This window comes from Paenibacillus wynnii (assembly GCF_030812855.1).
In the GTDB taxonomy this organism is placed as follows: Bacteria; Bacillota; Bacilli; order Paenibacillales; family Paenibacillaceae; genus Paenibacillus_AQ; species Paenibacillus_AQ wynnii_A.
Genome location: NZ_JAUSTK010000001.1, coordinates 150138 through 171251 on the forward strand (window position 1 = coordinate 150138; position 21114 = coordinate 171251).

General features: G+C 46.2%; 21 protein-coding genes and 1 riboswitch. Of the genes, 4 read left to right on the top strand and 17 right to left on the bottom strand.

The window, feature by feature from the left end; genetic code table 11:
• Positions 1-113 precede the first annotated feature (113 nt).
• From J2T20_RS00565 to J2T20_RS00580, 4 genes are all read right to left on the bottom strand, one after another.
• Positions 114-842, bottom strand: coding sequence for a response regulator transcription factor (locus tag J2T20_RS00565; RefSeq protein ID WP_307584554.1), 729 nt, complete (start codon positions 840-842; stop codon positions 114-116).
• A gap of 107 nt (positions 843-949) precedes the next feature.
• The gene (gene pnpS / locus J2T20_RS00570; RefSeq protein WP_307584556.1) at positions 950-2746 is read right to left on the bottom strand and encodes a two-component system histidine kinase PnpS; all 1797 of its coding nucleotides are present in this window, start codon (positions 2744-2746) and stop codon (positions 950-952) included.
• A gap of 135 nt (positions 2747-2881) precedes the next feature.
• Positions 2882-3271 (bottom strand): VOC family protein, encoded by a 390-nt coding sequence (locus J2T20_RS00575; RefSeq protein ID WP_307584559.1) that lies wholly within the window; start codon positions 3269-3271, stop codon positions 2882-2884.
• Between the two features lie 34 nt (positions 3272-3305).
• On the bottom strand, positions 3306-4850 hold the full coding sequence (locus J2T20_RS00580) for a fumarate hydratase (RefSeq protein ID WP_307584561.1): 1545 nt from the start codon (positions 4848-4850) through the stop codon (positions 3306-3308).
• A gap of 99 nt (positions 4851-4949) precedes the next feature.
• On the opposite strand from J2T20_RS00580, the gene yfbR reads away from it, so the two are divergent.
• Positions 4950-5555 carry a 5'-deoxynucleotidase gene (gene yfbR / locus J2T20_RS00585; RefSeq protein WP_307584563.1) on the top strand — a complete coding sequence of 202 codons (606 nt, stop codon included), beginning with the start codon at positions 4950-4952 and terminating at the stop codon, positions 5553-5555.
• On the opposite strand, the gene J2T20_RS00590 is transcribed toward yfbR, so the two are convergent.
• Positions 5552-6844, bottom strand: coding sequence for an amidohydrolase (locus J2T20_RS00590; RefSeq protein WP_307584564.1), 1293 nt, complete (start codon positions 6842-6844; stop codon positions 5552-5554). The genes yfbR and J2T20_RS00590 overlap by 4 nt on opposite strands.
• Before the next feature lie 102 nt (positions 6845-6946).
• Here J2T20_RS00590 and J2T20_RS00595 point away from each other — a divergent pair, with 102 nt between their 5' ends.
• Positions 6947-7924: a MerR family transcriptional regulator gene (locus tag J2T20_RS00595; RefSeq protein ID WP_307584565.1), complete on the top strand. Its 978-nt coding sequence runs from the start codon at positions 6947-6949 to the stop codon at positions 7922-7924.
• An 88-nt stretch (positions 7925-8012) separates the two neighbouring features.
• Here J2T20_RS00595 and thiH read toward each other — a convergent pair whose 3' ends face one another.
• The 5 genes from thiH to J2T20_RS00620 all read right to left on the bottom strand — a co-directional run bounded on the left by thiH (position 8013) and on the right by J2T20_RS00620 (position 12086).
• Complete coding sequence (gene thiH / locus J2T20_RS00600) at positions 8013-9137, bottom strand: 2-iminoacetate synthase ThiH (protein ID WP_307584566.1); 1125 nt, start codon at positions 9135-9137, stop codon at positions 8013-8015.
• A gap of 31 nt (positions 9138-9168) precedes the next feature.
• Entirely contained in the window at positions 9169-9936 is a 768-nt protein-coding gene (locus tag J2T20_RS00605) for a thiazole synthase (RefSeq protein WP_307584568.1), read from the bottom strand.
• A gap of 59 nt (positions 9937-9995) precedes the next feature.
• Complete coding sequence (gene thiS, locus J2T20_RS00610) at positions 9996-10199, bottom strand: sulfur carrier protein ThiS (protein ID WP_307584570.1); 204 nt, start codon at positions 10197-10199, stop codon at positions 9996-9998.
• Positions 10183-10839: a thiamine phosphate synthase gene (locus tag J2T20_RS00615; RefSeq protein WP_307584572.1), complete on the bottom strand. Its 657-nt coding sequence runs from the start codon at positions 10837-10839 to the stop codon at positions 10183-10185. Before J2T20_RS00615 ends, thiS begins: the two co-directional genes overlap by 17 nt.
• Before the next feature lie 122 nt (positions 10840-10961).
• A riboswitch (TPP riboswitch) is annotated at positions 10962-11067 on the bottom strand.
• Between the two features lie 152 nt (positions 11068-11219).
• Complete coding sequence (locus J2T20_RS00620) at positions 11220-12086, bottom strand: SDR family oxidoreductase (RefSeq protein WP_307585082.1); 867 nt, start codon at positions 12084-12086, stop codon at positions 11220-11222.
• Between the two features lie 249 nt (positions 12087-12335).
• Between J2T20_RS00620 and J2T20_RS00625 the strand changes: the two genes are divergently transcribed.
• Complete coding sequence (locus J2T20_RS00625) at positions 12336-12761, top strand: NUDIX hydrolase (protein ID WP_307584573.1); 426 nt, start codon at positions 12336-12338, stop codon at positions 12759-12761.
• 88 nt (positions 12762-12849) lie between these two features.
• Here the strand turns inward: J2T20_RS00625 and J2T20_RS00630 are convergent, their stop codons facing one another.
• The 4 genes from J2T20_RS00630 to J2T20_RS00645 form a co-directional block, all read right to left on the bottom strand.
• Positions 12850-13275: a hypothetical protein gene (locus J2T20_RS00630; protein ID WP_307584574.1), complete on the bottom strand. Its 426-nt coding sequence runs from the start codon at positions 13273-13275 to the stop codon at positions 12850-12852.
• Between the two features lie 146 nt (positions 13276-13421).
• A complete protein-coding gene (mdh, locus tag J2T20_RS00635; RefSeq protein ID WP_307584576.1) occupies positions 13422-14363 on the bottom strand; it encodes a malate dehydrogenase in 942 nt (313 codons plus the stop codon).
• 132 nt (positions 14364-14495) lie between these two features.
• Positions 14496-15791, bottom strand: coding sequence for an NADP-dependent isocitrate dehydrogenase (gene icd / locus J2T20_RS00640; protein WP_307584578.1), 1296 nt, complete (start codon positions 15789-15791; stop codon positions 14496-14498).
• Positions 15792-15840: 49 nt separating this feature from the next.
• A complete protein-coding gene (locus tag J2T20_RS00645; RefSeq protein WP_307584579.1) occupies positions 15841-16953 on the bottom strand; it encodes a citrate/2-methylcitrate synthase in 1113 nt (370 codons plus the stop codon).
• 415 nt (positions 16954-17368) lie between these two features.
• Here J2T20_RS00645 and ytvI point away from each other — a divergent pair, with 415 nt between their 5' ends.
• Positions 17369-18484: a sporulation integral membrane protein YtvI gene (ytvI, locus tag J2T20_RS00650; protein WP_307584581.1), complete on the top strand. Its 1116-nt coding sequence runs from the start codon at positions 17369-17371 to the stop codon at positions 18482-18484.
• Between the two features lie 306 nt (positions 18485-18790).
• Here the strand turns inward: ytvI and J2T20_RS00655 are convergent, their stop codons facing one another.
• Genes J2T20_RS00655 through J2T20_RS00665 form a run of 3 tightly spaced genes read right to left on the bottom strand, consistent with a single transcriptional unit; the run spans position 18791 to position 20944 of the window.
• A complete protein-coding gene (locus J2T20_RS00655) occupies positions 18791-19189 on the bottom strand; it encodes an FxsA family protein (RefSeq protein WP_307584584.1) in 399 nt (132 codons plus the stop codon).
• A complete protein-coding gene (locus tag J2T20_RS00660; protein ID WP_307584586.1) occupies positions 19186-19722 on the bottom strand; it encodes an acyl-CoA thioesterase in 537 nt (178 codons plus the stop codon). Before J2T20_RS00660 ends, J2T20_RS00655 begins: the two co-directional genes overlap by 4 nt.
• A 46-nt stretch (positions 19723-19768) precedes the next feature.
• Entirely contained in the window at positions 19769-20944 is a 1176-nt protein-coding gene (locus tag J2T20_RS00665) for an MFS transporter (RefSeq protein ID WP_307584588.1), read from the bottom strand.
• Between the last annotated feature and the right edge of the window lie 170 nt (positions 20945-21114).

Consider the following 21114-nt stretch of genomic DNA (forward strand, 5'->3'; position numbering starts at 1 on the left):
TACTCAATACCTATAAGCATACCAACACTTTGTAAATGGAGTGTTTTCTTAAGTTTAACGGAACGTAAGAAAGTGATATTTCGGAAAATGTACATGAAGAGAAATTCGTCATTTTAAGTGACCGAAGCTCTCTTCTTATTAACAACAAGCTTATAGCCAACGCCTCGAATCGAATCGATATGAACATATTCGGGATCAAGTTCCAGCTTCTTGCGGAGTGAGCTGACATGCACATCCACAGTTCGTTGACCCCCGATATAGTCAAAACCCCATACGGCATTCATGAGATCGTCACGTGTTAATACGACGCCAGGCTTACGGGCTAAATAGAGTAAAACCTCGAATTCCTTAGGGCGAAGATTAATGCTTTGTCCACCCAATGAGACCTCGTAACGTTCAGGGTAAATCTCCAGCTGCCCTAAAATAATTGTAGACGCGGACACTGCCTGATCTGAGGGAGCCTCTTCAGCCAGACCCGAGATACGCCGAAGCACAGCACTCACACGGGCGAGCAGCTCTGAAACACCAAAAGGCTTGGTTATGTAATCATCAGCGCCGGACTTCAGCCCTCGGACTACATCCTCCTCCGCGTTCTTGGCGGTAAGCACTATTACTGGCGTTCGGATACCTTGTCCACGTAGTTTATCAAGAATATCAATACCATTCATGCCTGGAAGCATCAGATCCAGCACAATTAAATCAAAGGGTTCTCTGGTAGCGCGGTCATATCCTGCCGTACCATGATCTTCTACCGTGACCTCATAACCTTCCTGCATTAAATTATAGGACAGCAGTCGGGCCAGCGTCGGTTCGTCTTCAATGACAAGCAATCGTTGTGCCATAGGTTCCCCCGTCATCTAATGTTTTGATAGTGTAATCAATTAAAATAACAATAAGCCTATCATATCATCGGATTGTTAACTCGGTGTAAAAATCAAAAGATTTAGTTTCAATACTCTTCATCTTCCTGTAGCAGCGGTAATTCCAATATGAATGAGGTTCCAATACCGAGATTGCTTTCTACCGAAATAACACCCCGATGGAGTTCTACCAAGTGCTTCACGATGGATAGACCTAGCCCTGTCCCTCCAGAGCTTCTTGAACGTGCCTTATCCACCCGATAAAAGCGTTCAAAAATACGCGGCAGATCCTTGCGCGGAATCCCCATTCCAGTGTCCCGGACAGTGAAAATGACACTTTCTGATCCATCTACCTTCTGTGTATTAACTGCTGAGACTCTAACATTGCCCCCATCATGCGTATAATTGATTGCATTCGATAATAAGTTCATAAAGATCTGCCGCAGCTTGTCCTCATCGCCCTCAATAAACAACTCCTCAGGAACCTCTGTACTAAGACTGATCTTCTTTTTCTCAGCCACCTTGCTCATCGTCTCCATTACAGAGTCAAAGAAAGTGGATAGATGCACCGGTGAACAGACCAGATTCGCTCGTTTGGATTCAATTTTTGATAATTCCAAGATATCACCGATCAGACGGTTCAACCGTTCATTCTCATCATAAATAATCTGCAAAAAGGAGCGTGCCGTTTTCTCATCAGTAACCCCTCCGCCCAGTAGTGTTTCGGCAAAACCTTTAACAGCAGCTACCGGCGTCTTCAATTCATGGGAGACATTAGCGACAAATTCACTGCGCATTTTTTCGAGACGACGAATATCCGTTACCTCCTGCAAAAGAAACAACATCCCGCGATACGATCCATCCTGTGTCATCGGCACACCGTCAAGTCTTATTATGCGTTCACCGGGATTATAGATACTTCTTTCCTCGTGAATTGCCTCCTTGCGGGAAATTCCATCCTCAACCAGCCGGGTAAGCTCGTAATGACGCTTAAGCTCAAGGAAGGAACGGCCGGACATTTCACTATTATCTACATCCAGCATTCTTTCTGCCGCGCGGTTCAACAGGGCCACCTGGCCCGTCTCGTTAACCATAAGAATCCCGCCGGTCATATTATCTAACACACTTTGCAAAAGATCCTCATTATCCCGAATCGTCTTTAACTGGGTCTGCAGACTATCCGCCATCGCATTAATAGCTATAGCCAACTGCCCGATTTCATCCTTACGCTTCATAGTCACACGCGCATCATAGTCAAGATCCGTGATCCGGCGAGCTACCCGGGTAATCTGCTCCAAAGGAGAAGTCATACTGGAGGCCACTTTGTAACTCACAAGGGTAGCAGCAATGAACAGCAGTACCAAACCACCAGCCATAATCATCCATGCCCGGTTGATACCTTCGTCCACGGCATCAAGCCCCATCGAGAGCCTTATATACCCGTCATATCCCTGATCCGAGGTAACAATCCCGGCTACATACAACATTTCACGTTCCATAGTGTCACTATATCGAATGGAACTGCCTATGCCTTTTTGGGCTGCAATAATCTCCTCTTCCCGATTCGAGTGATTATCCATAAGCAGCGGGTCCTTCTCTGAATCCCCGATTACACGGCCGTCTTTAGTAATAAATGTCACGCGTGAATCCGTTAGCTTTGCTATTTTTCTGGATTGATCAGTGTAGTAGGAATAGGCATCGGGAGCATTCATATCCTGAAACTTAAGCGTGCCCTCGAGGACATTTATTTCCCGGGACATGTTCTCTTCCAGTGCGGTAATATGGGAATCCTTGAATAAATGGGCCATTGTAAACCCGGCGCCGATCATAGAAATGCCTATCAAAGACATCAATATGAAGGTAAGACGAACTCGAAACGGTCTCATTTGACTTCTGCCTCTTCCTGTTTTCGATATTTTCACTATTTTCTTGTCACTATCCTAACTCCATCCTGTCCAAAATACCAGCGCAAAAAAGAGAAGTCCGAACGGACCTCCCCCTATTCTTCATATTGAAGTTATTTAATTACTTGTGCTGGTGGCGATAAACCATTGATTTCCGTGGCTATCCCTTATCCCTGCGCCCCGTTCCCCGTAGGCATGATCCTGAGGTTCCTCAATACTCTCCGCTCCAGCGTTAAGACACTTTTCATATACCTCATCCACATTACTGATATATAGATGAATAGCGAATTGTACTGGAGGATATTTTTCATTGGCTTCAGATATTTCAATAATTGAATCCCCGATCCGTATCTCGGCATGTTTGACCACTCCGTCCTCTTTTCGGGCAATATCTATGATTCTGGCATCAAAGCAGCTCACTACAAAGTCAATGAGCCGGTCTGCATGGTTGACAATAAAATACGGTGTGACACTATGATAGCCGTTCCGAATGTGATGTGGTGCCACTCCTTTTCCCTCCTAGGGCATGACTTGTTACAGCTTATTTAAAAACAGGCTCCTTAAACTGGGTAAGCTTAGTAGCGGAGTCTTTCTCTACATCGGCATGCAGGCTGTTCCCATGGGCATCCATTGTAACAATAGCGGCGAACCCGTCAACCTCCAGATGCCACATTGCCTCAGGTATCCCAAACTCCATGAAGTCAACAGCATTCACCTTTTTAATACACTCGGCATAATATTGCGCTGCGCCGCCTATAGCGTTAAGGTATACTCCTCCGTGCTCCTTGAGCGCTTGAAGAGTCTTGGGTCCCATTCCGCCTTTACCGATTACGGCCCGAATGCCGAATTTCTTGAGAATGTCTCCTTGATAAGGCTCTTCCCGAATACTAGTTGTGGGTCCAGCCGCCTTTACATGCCAGCCCTCTTCGTCCTTCAGCATTACAGGACCGCAGTGGTAGATTACCGCGCCATTCAGATCAACCGGGGAATCATGGTCCATTAAATATTTATGCAGGGCATCTCTTCCCGTGTGCATCTCACCGGACAGAATAACAACATCCCCTACACGAAGCGAACGAATATCTTCCTCGCTGATCGGCGTGGTGAGCCTGACCTCCCGTGATTCACTCGTTGTTGCGGGTGAATCACCGGCTGCCGGTGCCTTAGCGCCTTCAACAGAAATACCCGTTCCGCTCTCATACAGCCAATCCTGTATAGTACCGGTAGAAGGATCGATCAATATACCCTGGCGACGGAAAGCCCAACAATTATAAGCAACCGATACGAAAAAACTAGCCGGAAGTCGGTTCATAACACCAACCTTGCAGCCCAGCAGCGTAACTTCACCACCGAATCCCATCGTGCCGATTCCCAGCTTGTTGGCATTCTCCATTACGTAATCTTCAAGTTTATGCAGATCTTCAATTGGATTCACATCGTCCACCTTGCGGAACAGCTGTTTCTTGGCTAATTCATATCCTGTCGTCCGATCTCCACCGATCCCGACACCAATAAATCCTGCACTGCAGCCTTGACCTTGTGCCTGATATACAGAATGAAGGATGCATTTACGGATACCATCCAAATCACGGCCTGCTTTTCCCAAGCCTTCCAGCTCTGCCGGAAGACTGTACTGAATATTTTTATTTTCACAGCCACCGCCTTTTAAAATGAGCCGAACGTCTATCCCCTGTTCTTCCCACTGTTCAAAGTGAATCACCGGCGTACCTGCACCCAGATTATTGCCGCTGTTCTCACCAGTTAGAGAATCCACAGAATTGGGACGCAGCTTGCCGTCTTTGGTCGCCCGGGTTATCGCACTATAGATATCTTTTTTCATCTCAATCTGGTTGACTCCAACAGGAGTATGAATGATAAATGTCAGCATACCGGTGTCCTGACATATCGGCGACACCTGAAGCTCTGCCATGCCGATATTCTGTGCAATCGTAGTTAGAGCCAGTCCAGAGCGGGTTGCTATATCTTCCAGAGCACGCCCTTTAGCCACTGCTCGGCGTACATCGCCAGGTAAATTAGTAGAGGTCTCCACGATCAGGTTATAAATACTGTCTTCAAAATGCTGCATCTTCAATTCAGCTCCTCTTCGTTCCAGGTTGTAACTAAGCCCTGCATGTAGTTATTATAATAGCATACTGAGCCATTCCTGAAAGGGGTTACTTCAAAAATGAATTACCACTTTTCCGCATATCTTTATCGGCTTCAATATATTCAACGCTGGAGTCTGATGCGCAGTACGGCATCAGATAATGTGGCCCAGCACTCTTTTCACGTAGCCTTGCTTGCTCATATGCTCTGCAGTATCGGAAATGTTCACTTCGAACGAGACCTGAATGCGGACAGAGCTTCTACTATTGCCCTATTTCATGATGCGGCTGAAGTGTTCACCGGTGATATTCCCACTCCGGTCAAGCACAACAATCAGCGTCTGCTGTCCAGCTTCCGGGAGATGGAAGCCATCGCCGCAGAACGGCTGACCTCTATGATTCCTGCCGAGCTGCAATCCATCTACACACCCCTAATGAGCGCGGAGAGCAGCCATGCAGATCCGACCGATAACCTGCTGTACACCTATGTTAAGGCTGCGGATAATCTGGACGCCTATTTGAAATGTGTCTGGGAGGTTGCGGCAGGCAACCGAGAATTTGCCATCGCCAAAGCTCAGACGGAGGCCAAGCTGCGGGGATTGATGCTTCTGGAGGTGGACTATTTTCTGACCCATATGGCTCCGAGCTTTGAAATGTCCCTGGATGAGCTGTCAGCCGGGAACTAAATTCCGTGGACAATTCTTTTGGAGCGTACAGTGACCTCACGGAACAGTTCTTCTTCATCTATGGTTAAGAGCTGGCGGTTCCTCATCAGAATTTTACCATTCACGATGGTTGTATCTACATCGCCTCCATTTGCGCTAAAGGCTAACAAAGACATTACGTTGTGAACAGGTTGCAGGTGGGGTTTGTTCAAGTCTATCAGGATTACATCTGCTTTTTTCCCCACCTCCAAAGTTCCTGTTTCGCGGCTGATATTCAGCAGCTTTGCGCTCTCCACAGTTGCCATGCAGAGGGCCTGGTGCGCCGGAAGTCGCGCAGGGTCGCCGTAATCTGCCTTTTGCAGCCAAGCTGCGGCTTTGATCTCCTCGAACATATCAACAGTCGTGGCACTCCCGGCACCATCTGTACCCAGCCCTACGGTAATTCCCATCTCCATCATCTCGGTTACCGGTGCAATTCCACAGCCTAACTTCAGATTGCTTACGGGATTATGTGAGACTCCTCCGCGCATACCCTGCAGTAGCTTCACATCCCGGCGATTCAAGTGCACAGCGTGCGCGAGCAGTACATGGTTCCTCTCGAACATCCCGTTGTGAAGCAAATATTCTGTTGGAGTCATATTATAGTTATCCCGAATTTGCACAACCTCTTCTTTGGTCTCTGCCAGGTGGATATGAATGGGGATGTTATTTTTCTCGGCAAGCGCGATGACCTCTCTCAGAGGCTCTGGCGGACACAGGTAAGGAGAGTGAGGCCCCAACATGGTTGTAATCCTACCTTCTGCACTTCCGTTCCACCGATCAATCAGATCCAGAGCCTCGGATATCCGCCGCCCCCCGTCTGCTTCCATGAAGACAAGTCCCCTCGTCAGTGAGGCTCTAAGTCCTGTCTCTTGTACAGCGTTAGCGATCTCGCTCATATGAATATACATGTCGGCAAAAGCGGTCGTACCCGACCGAATCATCTCGGCCATCGACAGCTTGGCACCCCAATAAATATCTTCGGGAGTCATCCTTTCCTCTGCAGGCAACATTTTTGTCTCCAGCCAGTCCATGAGTTTCAAATCGTCCGAGAAACCGCGCAGCAAGCTCATGGGCGTATGTTGATGGGCATTGATTAACCCCGGCATCGCAGCCATTCCCTTTCCCTCAATAATCTCATCCGCCGGACTAATAATTCCCTCTGCAATTTCCTTGATTTGATCTCCGTCAATCAGAATATCTCCAACAAACGGCACTTGGTCTTGTTCTTTCATGGTGAGAATCAACACGTTCTTAATCAGAATTTTCATTGTAGGGCCTCCTAGGTATATGATATACACTAGGGTAAACCTTCCCGTTAGGAGAAGGTCAAGGGGTTGCTTTTACACTTATTTAATGGAAAGGAAGATGGCATGAAGATCAAAGAGGTCGCAGATAGACTCAAAATTTCGGCAAGGGCGATACGCTTTTACGAAGAGAAGGGCTTAATCACCCCGACTAAGGGAGAGAATTCATATCGGTACTTTAGTGAAAAAGAAATTTGGAGACTGCAGACCATCATTGCTCTCCGTGAAGCAGGTATGCCCGTGGAAGATATCCGCAAAGCACTGCAAAACATCGAAGGTCAGGATAATGAAGAACTGCAATACTATCTGGAGCTTCAGCGCTCTGTCCTGTTCACGAAATGGGTAGAGATAAAGCATATTATTGATACAACCGACTACATGATCGATATGGTAAAAAAACAGCAGGTTCTCCCGCTAAATGACATCTATACACTCGCCGAAGGCTCACGAAGATTACGGGAGCACCGCAGCAGTTGGGAGGATAAATGGGATTTTGATGCACGGGCCGAAATTCATGATGAAATTGTCCTAAACGAAGCTTCGGAATATAAAGATTACGGGGCTGCTCTTGCATTAACTGTCCAGTGGCTGGCACCGATTCACGGGGAAAAAGGGCTCGATATCGGGACCGGAACCGGAAATTTAGCCGAAAAGCTGATCGCGCACGGCGCCATAATGGCGGGTGTCGATCAATCCAAAGAAATGCTGAAGTTATGCCGTCTGAAACTCCCTGCATTGGAGACGAAACTCGGGAACTTCCTGGCGATTCCCTATCTGGATCATAAATTTGATTTTGTTGTTTCCAGCTTTGCCTTCCATCACCTCACTGAGAGTCAGCAAGCCCTTGCCATTGAGGAAATGCGCAGGGTTCTGAAGCCCCACGGCAGGATTTGTATAACCGATTGTATGATAATGGATGAAGACCCTACAGGTGATGGCAGTGAGACTAGATTAATCAAGTTATTTGAAACCAAGGGATATCTTACGAAGCATCAACGAATTAATGAACGGCTTCATATCGTATACGCAGTGCCTATTAGGTAAAAACGCCACAACAAAACCTTGCCGTTACGCAAAGGTAATAAAAAACCACCCTTTATTGATGATCGGGTGGCAGCGTTATAGATTATTATTAAGTAAGAGTAGAAGCAGGCTCCACCAGTATATCCCAGTCTTTAAATACCGGTTGGAAGCTGTTCACATACAGCATTTCTGTAATCTCTTGCACACTTCGGCTGTCCGAAATTTCAAATTGCGGAGTTCCGCCTTCAAGTGTATGTCCCCCTACTTCGGTGGATACTCCGGCAGACATCTTGGTGATACCCAGATGAATTAAATGATCGCGGAGAACAGCAGGCTCCCGGGTAGAGAGGGTTATGCCTGAACGTGGAAGAAACAACCGATACGCCAATATAATCTGTACTAACGCGCGATCCGATACATCACACTCCGGGTTGAACTCTCCCAGGTAAGGCCGAAATCGCGGAGTTGAGAGGCTGATCTCACAATCCGGATAACGGTCCTGTAAATATCGGGCATGCATTGCGCTAAGGAATGCTTCCTGCCTCCAGTCATGCATGCCCAGCAGCGCACCTATGTTAACGGAACGAAATCCAGCCTGGCAGCCGCGTTCAGGGGCATCTAGCCGGTTACGATAAATTCTTTTGGGACCCTTCACATGCAGTTGTTTATATGTCTCCTGATGATAGACTTCCTGATAAAGTGTTAAGCCGTCCACACCTGCTTTAAGCAGCTCCTGGTATTCAGCGGTAGCCAGAGGGTTGATCTCAATGCTGATCGATGTAAAGTACTCACGCAGTACCTCTACACATTCCTTGATATAGGATACAGGATTATCTTTACGGGATTCCCCCGTCAAAATCAGGATATGGCGCAGGCCTGTAGCAGCAATGTTCTCCGCCTCCCGTCTCACTTCATCCAACGACAACTTCTTGCGCGGAAAGTCGTAGATCGAGCTGAAGCTGCAATAGGTGCAGTGATTTACACAAAAGTCAGCCAGGTACATCGGTGTGAACAGCTGCATCGCATGGCCAAAATGTGAACGGGTAAGCTGTTGTGCTTTTTGAGCCATATTCTCCAGCAGCGGATCGGCAGCCGGAGAGAGAAGTATTAATAAGTCAGCCTCGTCCAGACTATCCTTGCCTAATACCCGCAGCACATCATTCGTTGTATACTGCTTCCAGAGTTGTTCGTACGGATACTGTTCCAATCGCCCCAGTGTTTCGTAAAAGCTCACGTCCATCCCTCATTTCTAAATTTCTATGAACCTAGCTAAGAAAGCCAGTCAACGGTGAAGAAGCTGTTGCTACTTCTTCAACAGGACCCAGACCGGCCAAATAAGCTTTACGGCCTGCGCTTATGGCATCGCGGAAGGCTTCGGCCATTCCCAGCGGGTCACGAGCAGTAGCGATAGCCGTATTCAGAAGCACAGCTGCAGCACCCATTTCCATCGCCTCGGCGGCTTCAGAGGGTCTGCCAATACCAGCGTCAACAATAATGGGAAGGTTTACTTCTTCGATGAGGATGCGGATCAGTTCTTTGGTTCTGAGGCCGCGGTTCGTACCAATCGGAGCACCGAGCGGCATCACGGCCGCAGCGCCTGCATCTCTTAGACGAATAGCTGCAGACAGATCCGGACTCATATACGGGAGTACCACAAAACCTTCAGCCGCCAAAATTTCAGTAGCCCGAATCGTCTCCAGATTATCCGGAAGCAGGTATTTCTGGTCGTTAATGACTTCAACCTTCACCCAATTCCCTAACCCGGCAGCTCTTGCAAGCCTGGCAATACGTACAGCTTCTTCTGCCGTACGCGCTCCAGAGGTATTGGGTAGAAGCGTCATATGTGAAGGAATGTGGTTCATGATATTTTCTTCTCCACCTGTCAGATCCACCCGGCGGAGCGCCACTGTAATAACCTGAGAACCGGATCGGTTGATCACCTCAGGAATTAAGGTATTTCGGCTATATTTGCCGGTACCAATGAATAGTCTGCTGGATAAAGCGGTACCGCCAATTACTAATGGGTCATGCATAAATGACAACCTCCCTGAAATGAATTGAAGTACGATTAGAAAATAATTGGTTTGAAGCTTCAGCCTCCACCGACAAAATGAACCACCTCAATGCGGTCTCCCTCAACAAGAGGTGTGATCTCATAATTTTCTTTGCTGACAATTTCTCCGTTAAGCTCCACTATGATTAGGCGACCGGACCATTCAGGACGGTTCATCAAATCCGATAATGTCCTACAGCTATCGGAATAGTCCATAGCGGTACCGTTAATGAGCAGATTCATGCATACTCACCTCCTTTACCTGCCCGGATTTTGATGCAACTTGAAGGGATGCACGATAAGCCTTTACGGCTGATACAGGATCTTCGGAACCGCATATACCCGATATCACGGCTATTCCTGCCGCTCCCTGCTTCATAATCTGGGATACATGATCAGGGGTGATTCCTCCTATGGCAATTACAGGAATGCGACTGATCCGCACAGTCTGAGCAAGTTGAGCTAACCCTCTTTCAGGCTGTCCAGGTTTACTGGTCGAGGTAAATACATGCCCAAACAAGCAGAAGTCGGCTCCCTGAGAGTTTGCCTCCTCGGCCTCTTCTGGAGAGTGGATCGACCTTCCCAGACGAAGATGGGGTGCAAGCGCTCGCGCTTCAACGGGAGTAAGGCTATGCCAGGGCAGCTGTACACCACGAGCCCCAACAGCTAAGGCCACATCAATCCGGTCGTTAATGATTAACTTAGCCGAAGGGAGGCCGGTTCTTAGCAATTCTTCTGCCGCCGCCATAAGTTCACGGGCGGAGCGATGCTTCTCACGTAGATGGATATAATCCAACAGCGGATGTGTTGCTCCTGCTATTTCAATAAATTGTGATAAAGGAAGTTTCCCATCCGAAATCAGATGTATTTCAGCTTGCACCATCCCTAACCTCCATTCTTGAATTAATCGCTCAGCTATTCCATTCAGAAACGCAAAAAAACTGCCCCCCAGAAGGAAGGCAGTCGGAATCTGTATAGAAATAGGGCTATTAAAAGCCTGCTACAGTTATTCGTTCTCCACTTCCCTACGCTGGTATAAACCAGATCAGGTTCAAAGGGTCCGAACATGAATAACGTCCGTCTCAGCCTTGCGGCACCCCTAGTGACCATACAATATGTAATTACTAACGAATCTAATATTAACATAATATACTTTTATATAATACCTACTATGAAAAAAGTGATAATCCTATCTTCATTTGTTCATGTTTTTTGAAAAAAAAGACCCAGATCCGGTTAATCTGGATCTGGGTCAGGTAACCTCTACCCGTTAACGACCTCGCCGCCGTTAACATGGATAACTTGCCCAGATACGTAAGTCGAGTCATCGGATGCCAGATATACATAGGCTGGAGCCAACTCCTCCGGTTGACCTGGACGCTTCATCGGCTGTGTAGCACCAAATTCACTAACCTGCTTTGCGTCAAAGGTAGAAGGGATGAGAGGTGTCCAGATCGGACCTGGAGCTACGGCGTTTACCCGGATGCCTTTTCCCACCAGATTGGCGGACAGTGAACGAGTGAAGCTGAGTATAGCACCCTTGGTAGATGAATAATCCAATAGGGTAGGGTTGCCTTTATAAGCTGTAATTGATGTGGTGTTGATGATCGTAGACCCTTTTTTTAAATGTGGCATTGCGGCTTTCGTTAAATAGAACATTGAGAAGATGTTCGTACGGAACGTACGCTCTAATTGCTCCGATGTAATATCCTCAATATTTTTTTGTGGATGCTGCTCAGCGGCATTATTGATAAGAATATCCAGCTTACCAAGGCCCTCTACTGTCTTGTTGATAAGATCCTGACAGAACGCCTCAACCCCGATGTCACCGGAGATCAGAACGCATTTGCGGCCTTCCTGTTCTATCTGACGTTTAGTTTCCTCTGCATCCCCATGCTCATCAAGGTAGGAAACCACCACATCAGCCCCTTCTTTGGCAAAAAGAACGGCTACCGCTCGGCCAATCCCGCTATCGCCGCCTGTTATAAGTGCTGCTTTGCCTAGCAGCTTACCTGCTGCCTTATAATTCGCCGGTTCATATTTAGGGTGCGGATTCATTTCGCTTTCCAATCCTGGCTGACGGTCCTGCTCCTGCGGGGGTAAGGTTTTCTTTGTTTGACTAGTACTCATCATCTCGTTCTCCTCTCGCTGTGCAATTGGATAGACACTGATTGTCTTATCATGGCTCTAGTGTCTCGATTTATACGTTACTTTACGATATGTTAATTACCACGCTGAGCGAAAACTAAACTTTTCATAGGAAATAGCTAGAAAAAACTCTTAGAATCAACAAGAAAAAGGGATTATACGGGCCTGAGTATCCATTATAATAGATATATATTTGAATTATTTGCTTGCTTAGGAGGGGAATCGCTCAAGATGATATCAAGTGGTCGGAGCCTGATTGTAGCCGTTAAAGGAGTAATCCTGCATGGAGGTAAAATACTGCTTGTACAGCGTGCTGCTAATGACCATATCGGTGCAGGCACCTGGGAGTGTGCGGGTGGTAAGATTGAATTCGGAGAAGGATTGGAAGCTGCTCTGGTTAGAGAAATTAAAGAAGAGACTGGATTAACCGTTTCCGTAGGGGTTATTTTATATGCAACTACTTTTATGACTGAATCGACCAGACAGGTTGTTATTCTTACATACTTATGCAGAACAAATCAGACTACCGTACGTCTATCCAGAGAGCATGTGGATTACCGCTGGTGCACCAAAGATCAAATAAAGACGCTTTTATTACCCCAGATCATTAATGATTTTGAAAAAAATAAGGTTTTCGAACTCGAAGAACTGCTGTAGTCTAGTTCGTTACCAATTAAGATGCGTTAGATGTAAAAACCCGCACTCCATTTTGGGAGGCGGGTTTTTGTTGATTCCTTACGGAGCTTTAGACAATCTGGTTGTACACCATGAAGAACACCATCAACAGCAGAGTAACAGACAACACTGAACTCAAGGTGCGAATTTTGCCTGTTTCCGCGGATACATCCCGATTCTCACGAATTCCTGCTGCCGCAAGGCGCAGCGGTTTGCTCATAATACCACCAATGGCGAACAAAGCCAGCAAGAGCACTACCACGATGATCATCCACACCACAGAATACTCGCCCTGTGACATTAGGTAACCTCCGGTAATCAGTTGGATCACAAGACCATACTGAGCGAAGCGATTAAGACCGCCTATAGCGCTTAGGGTCCCTTCCTTAGCAGGTGCTGAGAGTTTCTCTACTCGACCCAGAATGAAAGGCAGCACCAGATAAAAGCCCAGCGCCAGCATCCCAATCATATGTAAGAAAAAGAAAACGTGACTCATAACATACCTCCTCTATTTTTACTATGATATTAATTACAACTGCATTTATTATACCCATAAAGCAGTGAGAAGAAAAGAAATCCCCACTCTAAGTTCATAAGATGGGGATTTCTCTATATTTCTATTATTTTTTCGTGAATTTAATATTACACAGTCACTACTGAAGTCACAGCACGTACAGAATCCGCGGATTTATCCAAAGCCGCTTTCTCTTCAGCAGTCAGATCAAGCTCGAAAATTTTCTCGATACCGTTTGCTCCTAGTAGCGTTGGAACTCCCATAAACAAACCGTCGTAGCCATATTCACCTTCCAAGAAGGCAATAACCGGGATAATCCGCTTTTTATCCTTCAGTATCGCTTCCGTCATCTGTACCAGGGAAGCTGCCGGAGCATAATAAGCGCTGCCGTTACCCAACAGGTTTACGATTTCACCGCCACCAACTCGTGTACGCTGAACAATCTCAGCAATACGCTCCGCCGGAATCAAAGTGTCAATCGGAATACCGCCAACGCTGGAATAACGCACTAACGGAACCATATCATCACCATGGCCGCCAAGTACAAAGCCGCGAATATCCTCAACGGATACGTTAAGTTCTTGAGCAATAAATGTACAATAACGGGCAGTATCCAATACACCCGATTGACCGATTACACGATTCTTAGGAAAGCCCAATGTATTGTAGGCAACGTAAGTCATGGCATCTACTGGATTACTCAAAATAATAACAATAGATTCCGGTGCCACACGCTTAACATTCTCACAAACAGACTTAACAATACCAGCATTGGTGTTGACCAGATCATCGCGGCTCATACCAGGCTTGCGGGCTACGCCAGCTGTGATAATTACGATATCAGAGTCTGCGGCATCATCATAGTTCGAGGTTCCAGTAATCGTACTGTCAAACTTTTGCACCGGACTCGCTTCCATCATATCCAAGGCCTTGCCTTTGGTTGGATTCTCCAGTTGCGGGATATCGATCAGTACAACGTTGCCAAGTTCCTTCTGAGCCAGCATAAGCGCCGTGGTAGCACCGGTAAAACCCGCACCCACGACTGTAATTTTATTACGTTTGATTGCCACGAGACGTCCTCCTAAAAGTTTTGTTAAGCGTAATCTTCTTCGAAATTACTTCGTACAAAACTAGCTTCGAAAGCATAATCTTAAGTTTTGTATCATCGAAAGCATAACCTTAAGTTTTGTTAAGCGTAAATTCTACAGATGGTTGATAACTTCGTCTGCGAATGCCGAACATTTCAACTCGGTTGCGCCTTCCATCTGACGGGCGAAGTCATAAGTTACGGTCTTATTGTTAATTGCTGTGCTCATCCCTTTGTAGATAAGGTCAGCCGCTTCCTGCCAGCCTAAGTGTTCAAGCAACATAACACCGGACAAAATAACCGAACCCGGATTCACCACATCTTTATCCGCGTATTTAGGAGCTGTACCATGAGTCGCTTCAAAAATGGCATGTCCGGTCATATAGTTGATATTCGCTCCCGGAGCAATACCGATTCCGCCGATTTGAGCTGCAAGCGCATCAGACAGATAATCACCGTTAAGGTTCAGCGTTGCAATTACATCAAAATCCGTTGGACGAGTCAATACCTGTTGTAAGGCTATATCGGCAATAGCATCCTTGATGAGGATCTTACCGGAGTCCAAGGCTTCCTTCTGGGCCGCATTGGCTGCAGCTTCACCCTCTTTTTCCTTAATAACATCGTATTGGTTCCATGTGAATACTCTGTCACCGAACTCTTGCTCAGCAACTTCATAGCCCCAGTTCTTGAAGGCTCCTTCAGTATATTTCATGATATTGCCTTTATGAACAAGCGTGACGCTTTTGCGTCCGTGTTTGATTGCATATTCTACTGCAGAACGTACAAGTCGCTTCGAACCTTCTTCGGATACTGGCTTAATACCAATACCTGAGGTTTCTGGGAAACGGATTTTGTTAACACCCATTTCATTCTGCAGGAACTCGATAACCTTCTTCACTTCAGGTGTTCCTTCTTGATATTCGATTCCGGCATAGATATCTTCAGTGTTTTCACGGAAAATAACCATGTCCACAAGCTCCGGATGTTTCACCGGGGAAGGAACCCCGTCGAAGTAACGTACAGGTCGCAGACAAACGTACAAATCCAGCTCTTGGCGCAGCGCCACATTCAGGGAACGAATACCGCCACCGATTGGTGTAGTCAATGGCCCTTTAATGGCTACAAAATACTCACGAATTGCCTCCAATGTATCATTTGGCAGCCATTCACCATATGTATTGAAGGCTTTCTCGCCGGCAAAAACTTCGTACCAGGCAATTTGTTTAGTTCCGCCATATGCTTTGGCTACCGCCGCATCCAGCACTCGTTTGGAGGCCCTCCAAATGTCGCGGCCCGTGCCGTCACCCTCGATAAAAGGAATAATCGGATGATTAGGAACCTGTAGCTTACCGTCCTCGATCGTAATTTGTTCGCCTTCTGTTGGCAGATCGTATTTTTCCAATTTCAACATTTGTGTGTGTTCCTCCTTCAATATTTGATAACTATTTGGTTAGACCGTACTACCTTTGCTCAATCGGAACGTATTTTTGCTCAACAAGACCGGTGTATTCTGCCCGTGGACGAATAATCCGATTGTCTCCCAACTGCTCCAAAATATGCGCTGTCCAACCTGACACCCGGCTAATCGCAAAGATTGGTGTGAACAATTCACGTTCAATTCCCAGCTGTGTATACACGGAAGCCGAGTAGAAATCCACATTTGGCTTAAGACCCTTTTGCCCGGTGATCAGGTCTTCAATCTTAACAGACATTTCATACAAAGTAGTATCGCCTTTCATTGTACCAAGTTCCAGCGACATCTTCATCAAGTGCTTTGCACGCGGATCCCCATTCTTATAAACGCGGTGTCCAAAGCCCATGATTTTCTCGCGGCGCTCCAGCTTACCACGGACGAAAGGTTCTACAGCATCAAGAGATCCAATCTCCTCCAGCATCTTCATTACGGCTTCATTTGCACCACCGTGAAGAGGTCCCTTCAGAGCACCAATAGCTGAAGTAACACCAGAATAAATATCAGACAATGTTGCAACTGTCACCCGTCCGGCAAATGTGGACGCATTAAGCTCATGGTCAGCATGCAGCACAAGTGCAGCATCCAATGCCTTAACCGATACAATGTCAGGTTGCTTTCCCCATAACATATACAAGAAGTTTTCGGCGATGGAAGCGCCTTCTTTTGGAGCCACCGGTTCTAGACCCTTTCGTATACGTGCCAGTGCAGCAACCACAGTAGGAAGTTGAGCCTGTAGTTTCACGGCTTTGATTTCATTGGCCTCACGGCTCATATCATCAGCATCATCATCATACAAAGCCAAGCTGGATATAGCAGTCCGCAGCGCAGCCATCGTATTGGTATCTTTAGGGTACAACTTCATTTGTTCGATCACCTGCTCCGGAATTGGAGCGAACGCGCTAAGATCGCGATTTAGTGTTTCAAGCTCAGCTGAAGTTGGCAGGCTGCCAAACCACAGCAAATAAGCAGTTTCCTCAAAGCTGGCATTCTCCGCAAGATCATCAATATCAAAACCGCGGTAAGTCAATACACCATCAACAATAGAGCTGATGGAGGAAGTTGTTGCTACAATACCTTCCAGACCTTTAGTAACTGTCATAGTTTACTCTCTCCTTTGCTTAGAGGGATATTTAAAAAAAACTTCGGTACTCAATGAAAACATTTACAATTTGAAATATTGCAATTATAAAAAAGAGTGACTATCACATTTTCTCACGGGGTACAACTAACTTGCGATTTGAGCCTTTAATCATCATAACGGATTTTGACGGTTATGTGAACAACGTGGAAGCTTTACCGCGCATCAAATGATTTTATCGGTCAGATAGAAAAAAACTTCTGAAAACCTGTTTCATGTTTACGCTTTCAGTGTATAAGTAACACCCACTATTGCCCCTCTGCTCGCAATCGCTAGTCTTAATATCCTTTGAGTGAATATACATAAGACGAGCATATCTAGTCTAAAAGTCCAAGAATTTCATACTTCCTGATCTTATACGAAAGGAGCACTCGGCATGGATTCTTTGATGCTGAAAAGACTGCTGCGCGGCCTTTGGGTTGTTGTGGCTACCCTCAGCCTTCTACTGGCACTCTATGTATTGATGCCATTGCTATATCCCTTACTCCTCGCCTGGTTGCTTGCGTATGTTATGCACCCTCTCATCCTGATTCTGCGACAGCTTAAGCTTCCAGGTTGGCTGGCTGTGCTCCTATCACTGCTCCTTTATATCGGAGGAACAGCGCTCATACTGACCGCTCTGATTACCCGGCTGGTGAAGGAGCTGGTTGTGTTAACTCAAACTCTTCATCTTCATACTGACGAATGGAGAGAGTTGCTTCTATCCTGGAGCCGAAATGCGAGTATCCAAAATATGCTGAATCAAATCAACCAATTCTACCATGACAATCCGGATTATCATGCCACCATCGACAGCAATATCAGCCGTACCACAGAGACCGTTGGTTATGCGGTAACACAGCTGGTCACTGGTTTTTTTAACACACTTCTTAACTTAATCTCCTCCCTCCCTAGTTTGGGTACGATTATGATAGTGGTTGTACTGGCAGCTTTTTTCATCAGTATGAGTTGGGAGAAACATAATGATAAATTATCCAGCTGGCTTCCGGGACCTGTTAAAAGACCTCTTTCCGACATTTGGCAGGATCTGCGAAAAGCACTTGTGGGTTACCTGCGTGCCCAACTGATTCTCATCTCGATTACAGCTATGATCGTCATTATCGGACTGCTGCTATTGGGTGTGAAGTCTGCCTTAGCGATAGGCTTGATGATCGGATTTGTAGACCTGCTTCCTTACCTAGGAGTAGGCATCGTAATGCTTCCTTGGGCGATTTATTCTTATGTGACGGGGAATTTGGCGTTGGGCGTGGGACTGTCTATTCTGTTTGCGATTATCCTGATCGTACGCCAAGTCCTTGAGCCTAAGGTTCTAGCCAGCAGCATCGGACTGGATCCGTTGGCTATGCTGATAGGCATGTTCGCCGGACTCCAAGTATTTGGGGTGTTAGGGCTTATTTTAGGGCCTGTAATTTTGGTTATACTCGATGCCTTTAACCGGGCAGGTGTCTTCCGGGGGCTGCGCAACTACATTGTCAGCGGGAGATTGCATTGAGGGCGAGATTTATGCAACACTTCAAGGTTAATTGCACAATATACAGCTATTTGACTTAAAAGAAGGCTGTAACAGACTTTAGTTGCACTCAATACACTTAAACCGCAGGTGAACCTACTCTCCAGCCATTTATCGGGAATATAGTTGTATAAAGTGCACTTAAACAATTGTTCTGTGCTGCATAAGCGACTTTAGTTGTATGAAATACAATTAAATCTGAATCAGGTGCATAAGCAACACAAAAAAAGAGCGGGGCTGTCTTCAATGACAGTTCCCGCCCTTTGGCATTTCTAGGATGAGTACATTCTATCTGCGATAAAAGGTAAATGTACCATTTTTCATCTTTTTTTCAATCCATTTCAGTAAAAATCCTCGGTAAAGTGGACGAGTCAACGGAAAAACTAAAGTAAAACCAATAATGTCGGTAACGAATCCTGGCAGGATTAATAGAAAACCTCCGAAAAAAACACATAACCCATCCAGCATAGTCCGTCCAGGCACCCTGCCCTCTTGCATTTGCTGCCTACTGTCCTGTAATACCTTTTTGCCTTCGAAACGCATCATCAGCAGTCCGATGATTGAAGTGAACACTAGGAGCAGTAATGTTTTGGGTGCTCCGAGGTAACTGGAAACAAGGATAAAACCGAATAATTCCACAGCCGGGACCAGAAATAAAGCCGGCCACAGCCATTTGTTTCTTATCATACTGCTCCTCCTTCTTCCCGCAGCGCTCCTGTTATATCCTGAAACAGTTCAGGAAGAGCTCTGTCCAGTCGGGTAGGCTTCCAATCCTTATTCAGCCAGACATGGCTTGTAGATCCGGTCACAAGCAATTCGCCGGAGGGACTGTTGGGATAGCGTGATTGAGCCTGCTCCGCGTTTCCCGATAGTTCTCCTGGAATCTTGCTCCCTTCCTGCGGAAGGCGCCGAATCTCATATTCAAAAACGACTCTTAGTGCTGCGAAGGTGGTTAGGCGTGCAAAGACAACGACAAGATCATCATATCGCGCCGGACTTTTAAATTGCAAATCTGCCGAGGTAACGGGAAGAAAAACTCCACTGTCCTCCATCTCACGATACGTGAACCCCAACTCTCTCAGCATTTCTGTGCGTCCGATTTCAAACCAGTTTAAATAATTGGCATGATACACAACACCCATTTGGTCCGTTTCCTGATATCGAACCCGGAAAGATGTGGGATACCAGCGGCTGGTGTGATTTATATTACGTGAGCCCATAGAGCATATACCCCCTTTATGATTAATCAAAGCCGGCTAGGGATATCTAGAAGCCGACTTCATTGGATATAACCGGTAGTTTACGGCTGGTATTTCGGGCTACATATACTAACAGAACAGCACCCACAGCAGAACTAAGCACGCAGGAAAGATTCATGGCGTTTACTCCGCCCTGATTGAGTAAAAAACCATTTAGCACATTTCCGAGAATTCCCGCAAATCCTGAAAACACCATATTAAAAATACTTTGGCCTGTAGCCTGCATGTCCGCTGAGGTTATCTGGGAAACATACTCCACCGCTGAAATATAGAAAAGTCCAAAAGATAAACCATGCAGCACCTGCACACCTATCATTACAGATGGATAGGGGAAGGCAACCTGAATCCCCCACCGAAGAACATAGATTAAGGCTCCAATCAGTAAAGTACGTTCTCTTCCCAGTTTCTTAATGATCTTCGAAGCCAATAACATGGACGGAACGTTTGTAACGGATGCAATGAACAAGGCAATCCCTGCATACTGCATGGATCCACCAACAGACTGAAAGGCCACTACAAAGTACGTGCCAAACGCCGTCATGGTCTGATTCACAAGCAAGCTACCGCCAAGGAACGCCAAAAACACACGGTTCCTAATGAGCTGACGAACTCCTTGAGAAAAAGATTGCCTCATCATATGATTTTCTTCCGCCTGTTTCGGCAAGCTCAGTGCAATAAGGACGGCTAGAGTATTAAAGAGCAAAAAAGGCATCCATATTGTTGATACAGAGAATGTTGATACATATTTAGCCCCAATAAGACTCCCCACAGCCGCTCCAATACTTAGCATAAGCCGGATACTCCCATATGTAGAACCCGCCCGCTTGGCCGCTGCAATCGCGTAAGAATCAGCAATAGGGGCCTGTGTGGATGAGAAAATTGTCGATAGTGTGAAAACCAGCATGAGAACAAAGAAATACTCAGACCGATAAAATACAGCTAACAGCGCTGGAACAGCAACACTTAAGATGAGCACCAGCCGGGTCTGATTATACCGGTCTGAAATAATACCCCACATCGGCTGAATAATGATTGCGATGAATGTTCCGGTTGCCATTAGCATTCCGATTTGGCTGCTGTCTAATCCATTATGAACGAGAAGTGATGTCAGGTAAGGACCGAACGAACCGCCGGCTAATCCTAGAAATAGATAAAATCCGCGCAGTTTCAATAATTTTCTCATGTAAGCTTTAAGTCCTCCATCCTTTATTGTCAAACAGCCAAATACTAAAGTTCACCCGCCCATTTATTCTAGAAGCCCACTCTTTCTACGATTAAAACAAAAGAAACACAATAACTAGAATAGCATAACCCGATCCTCTTAAACGATCAATCATCAAAAAAAAAGCAATG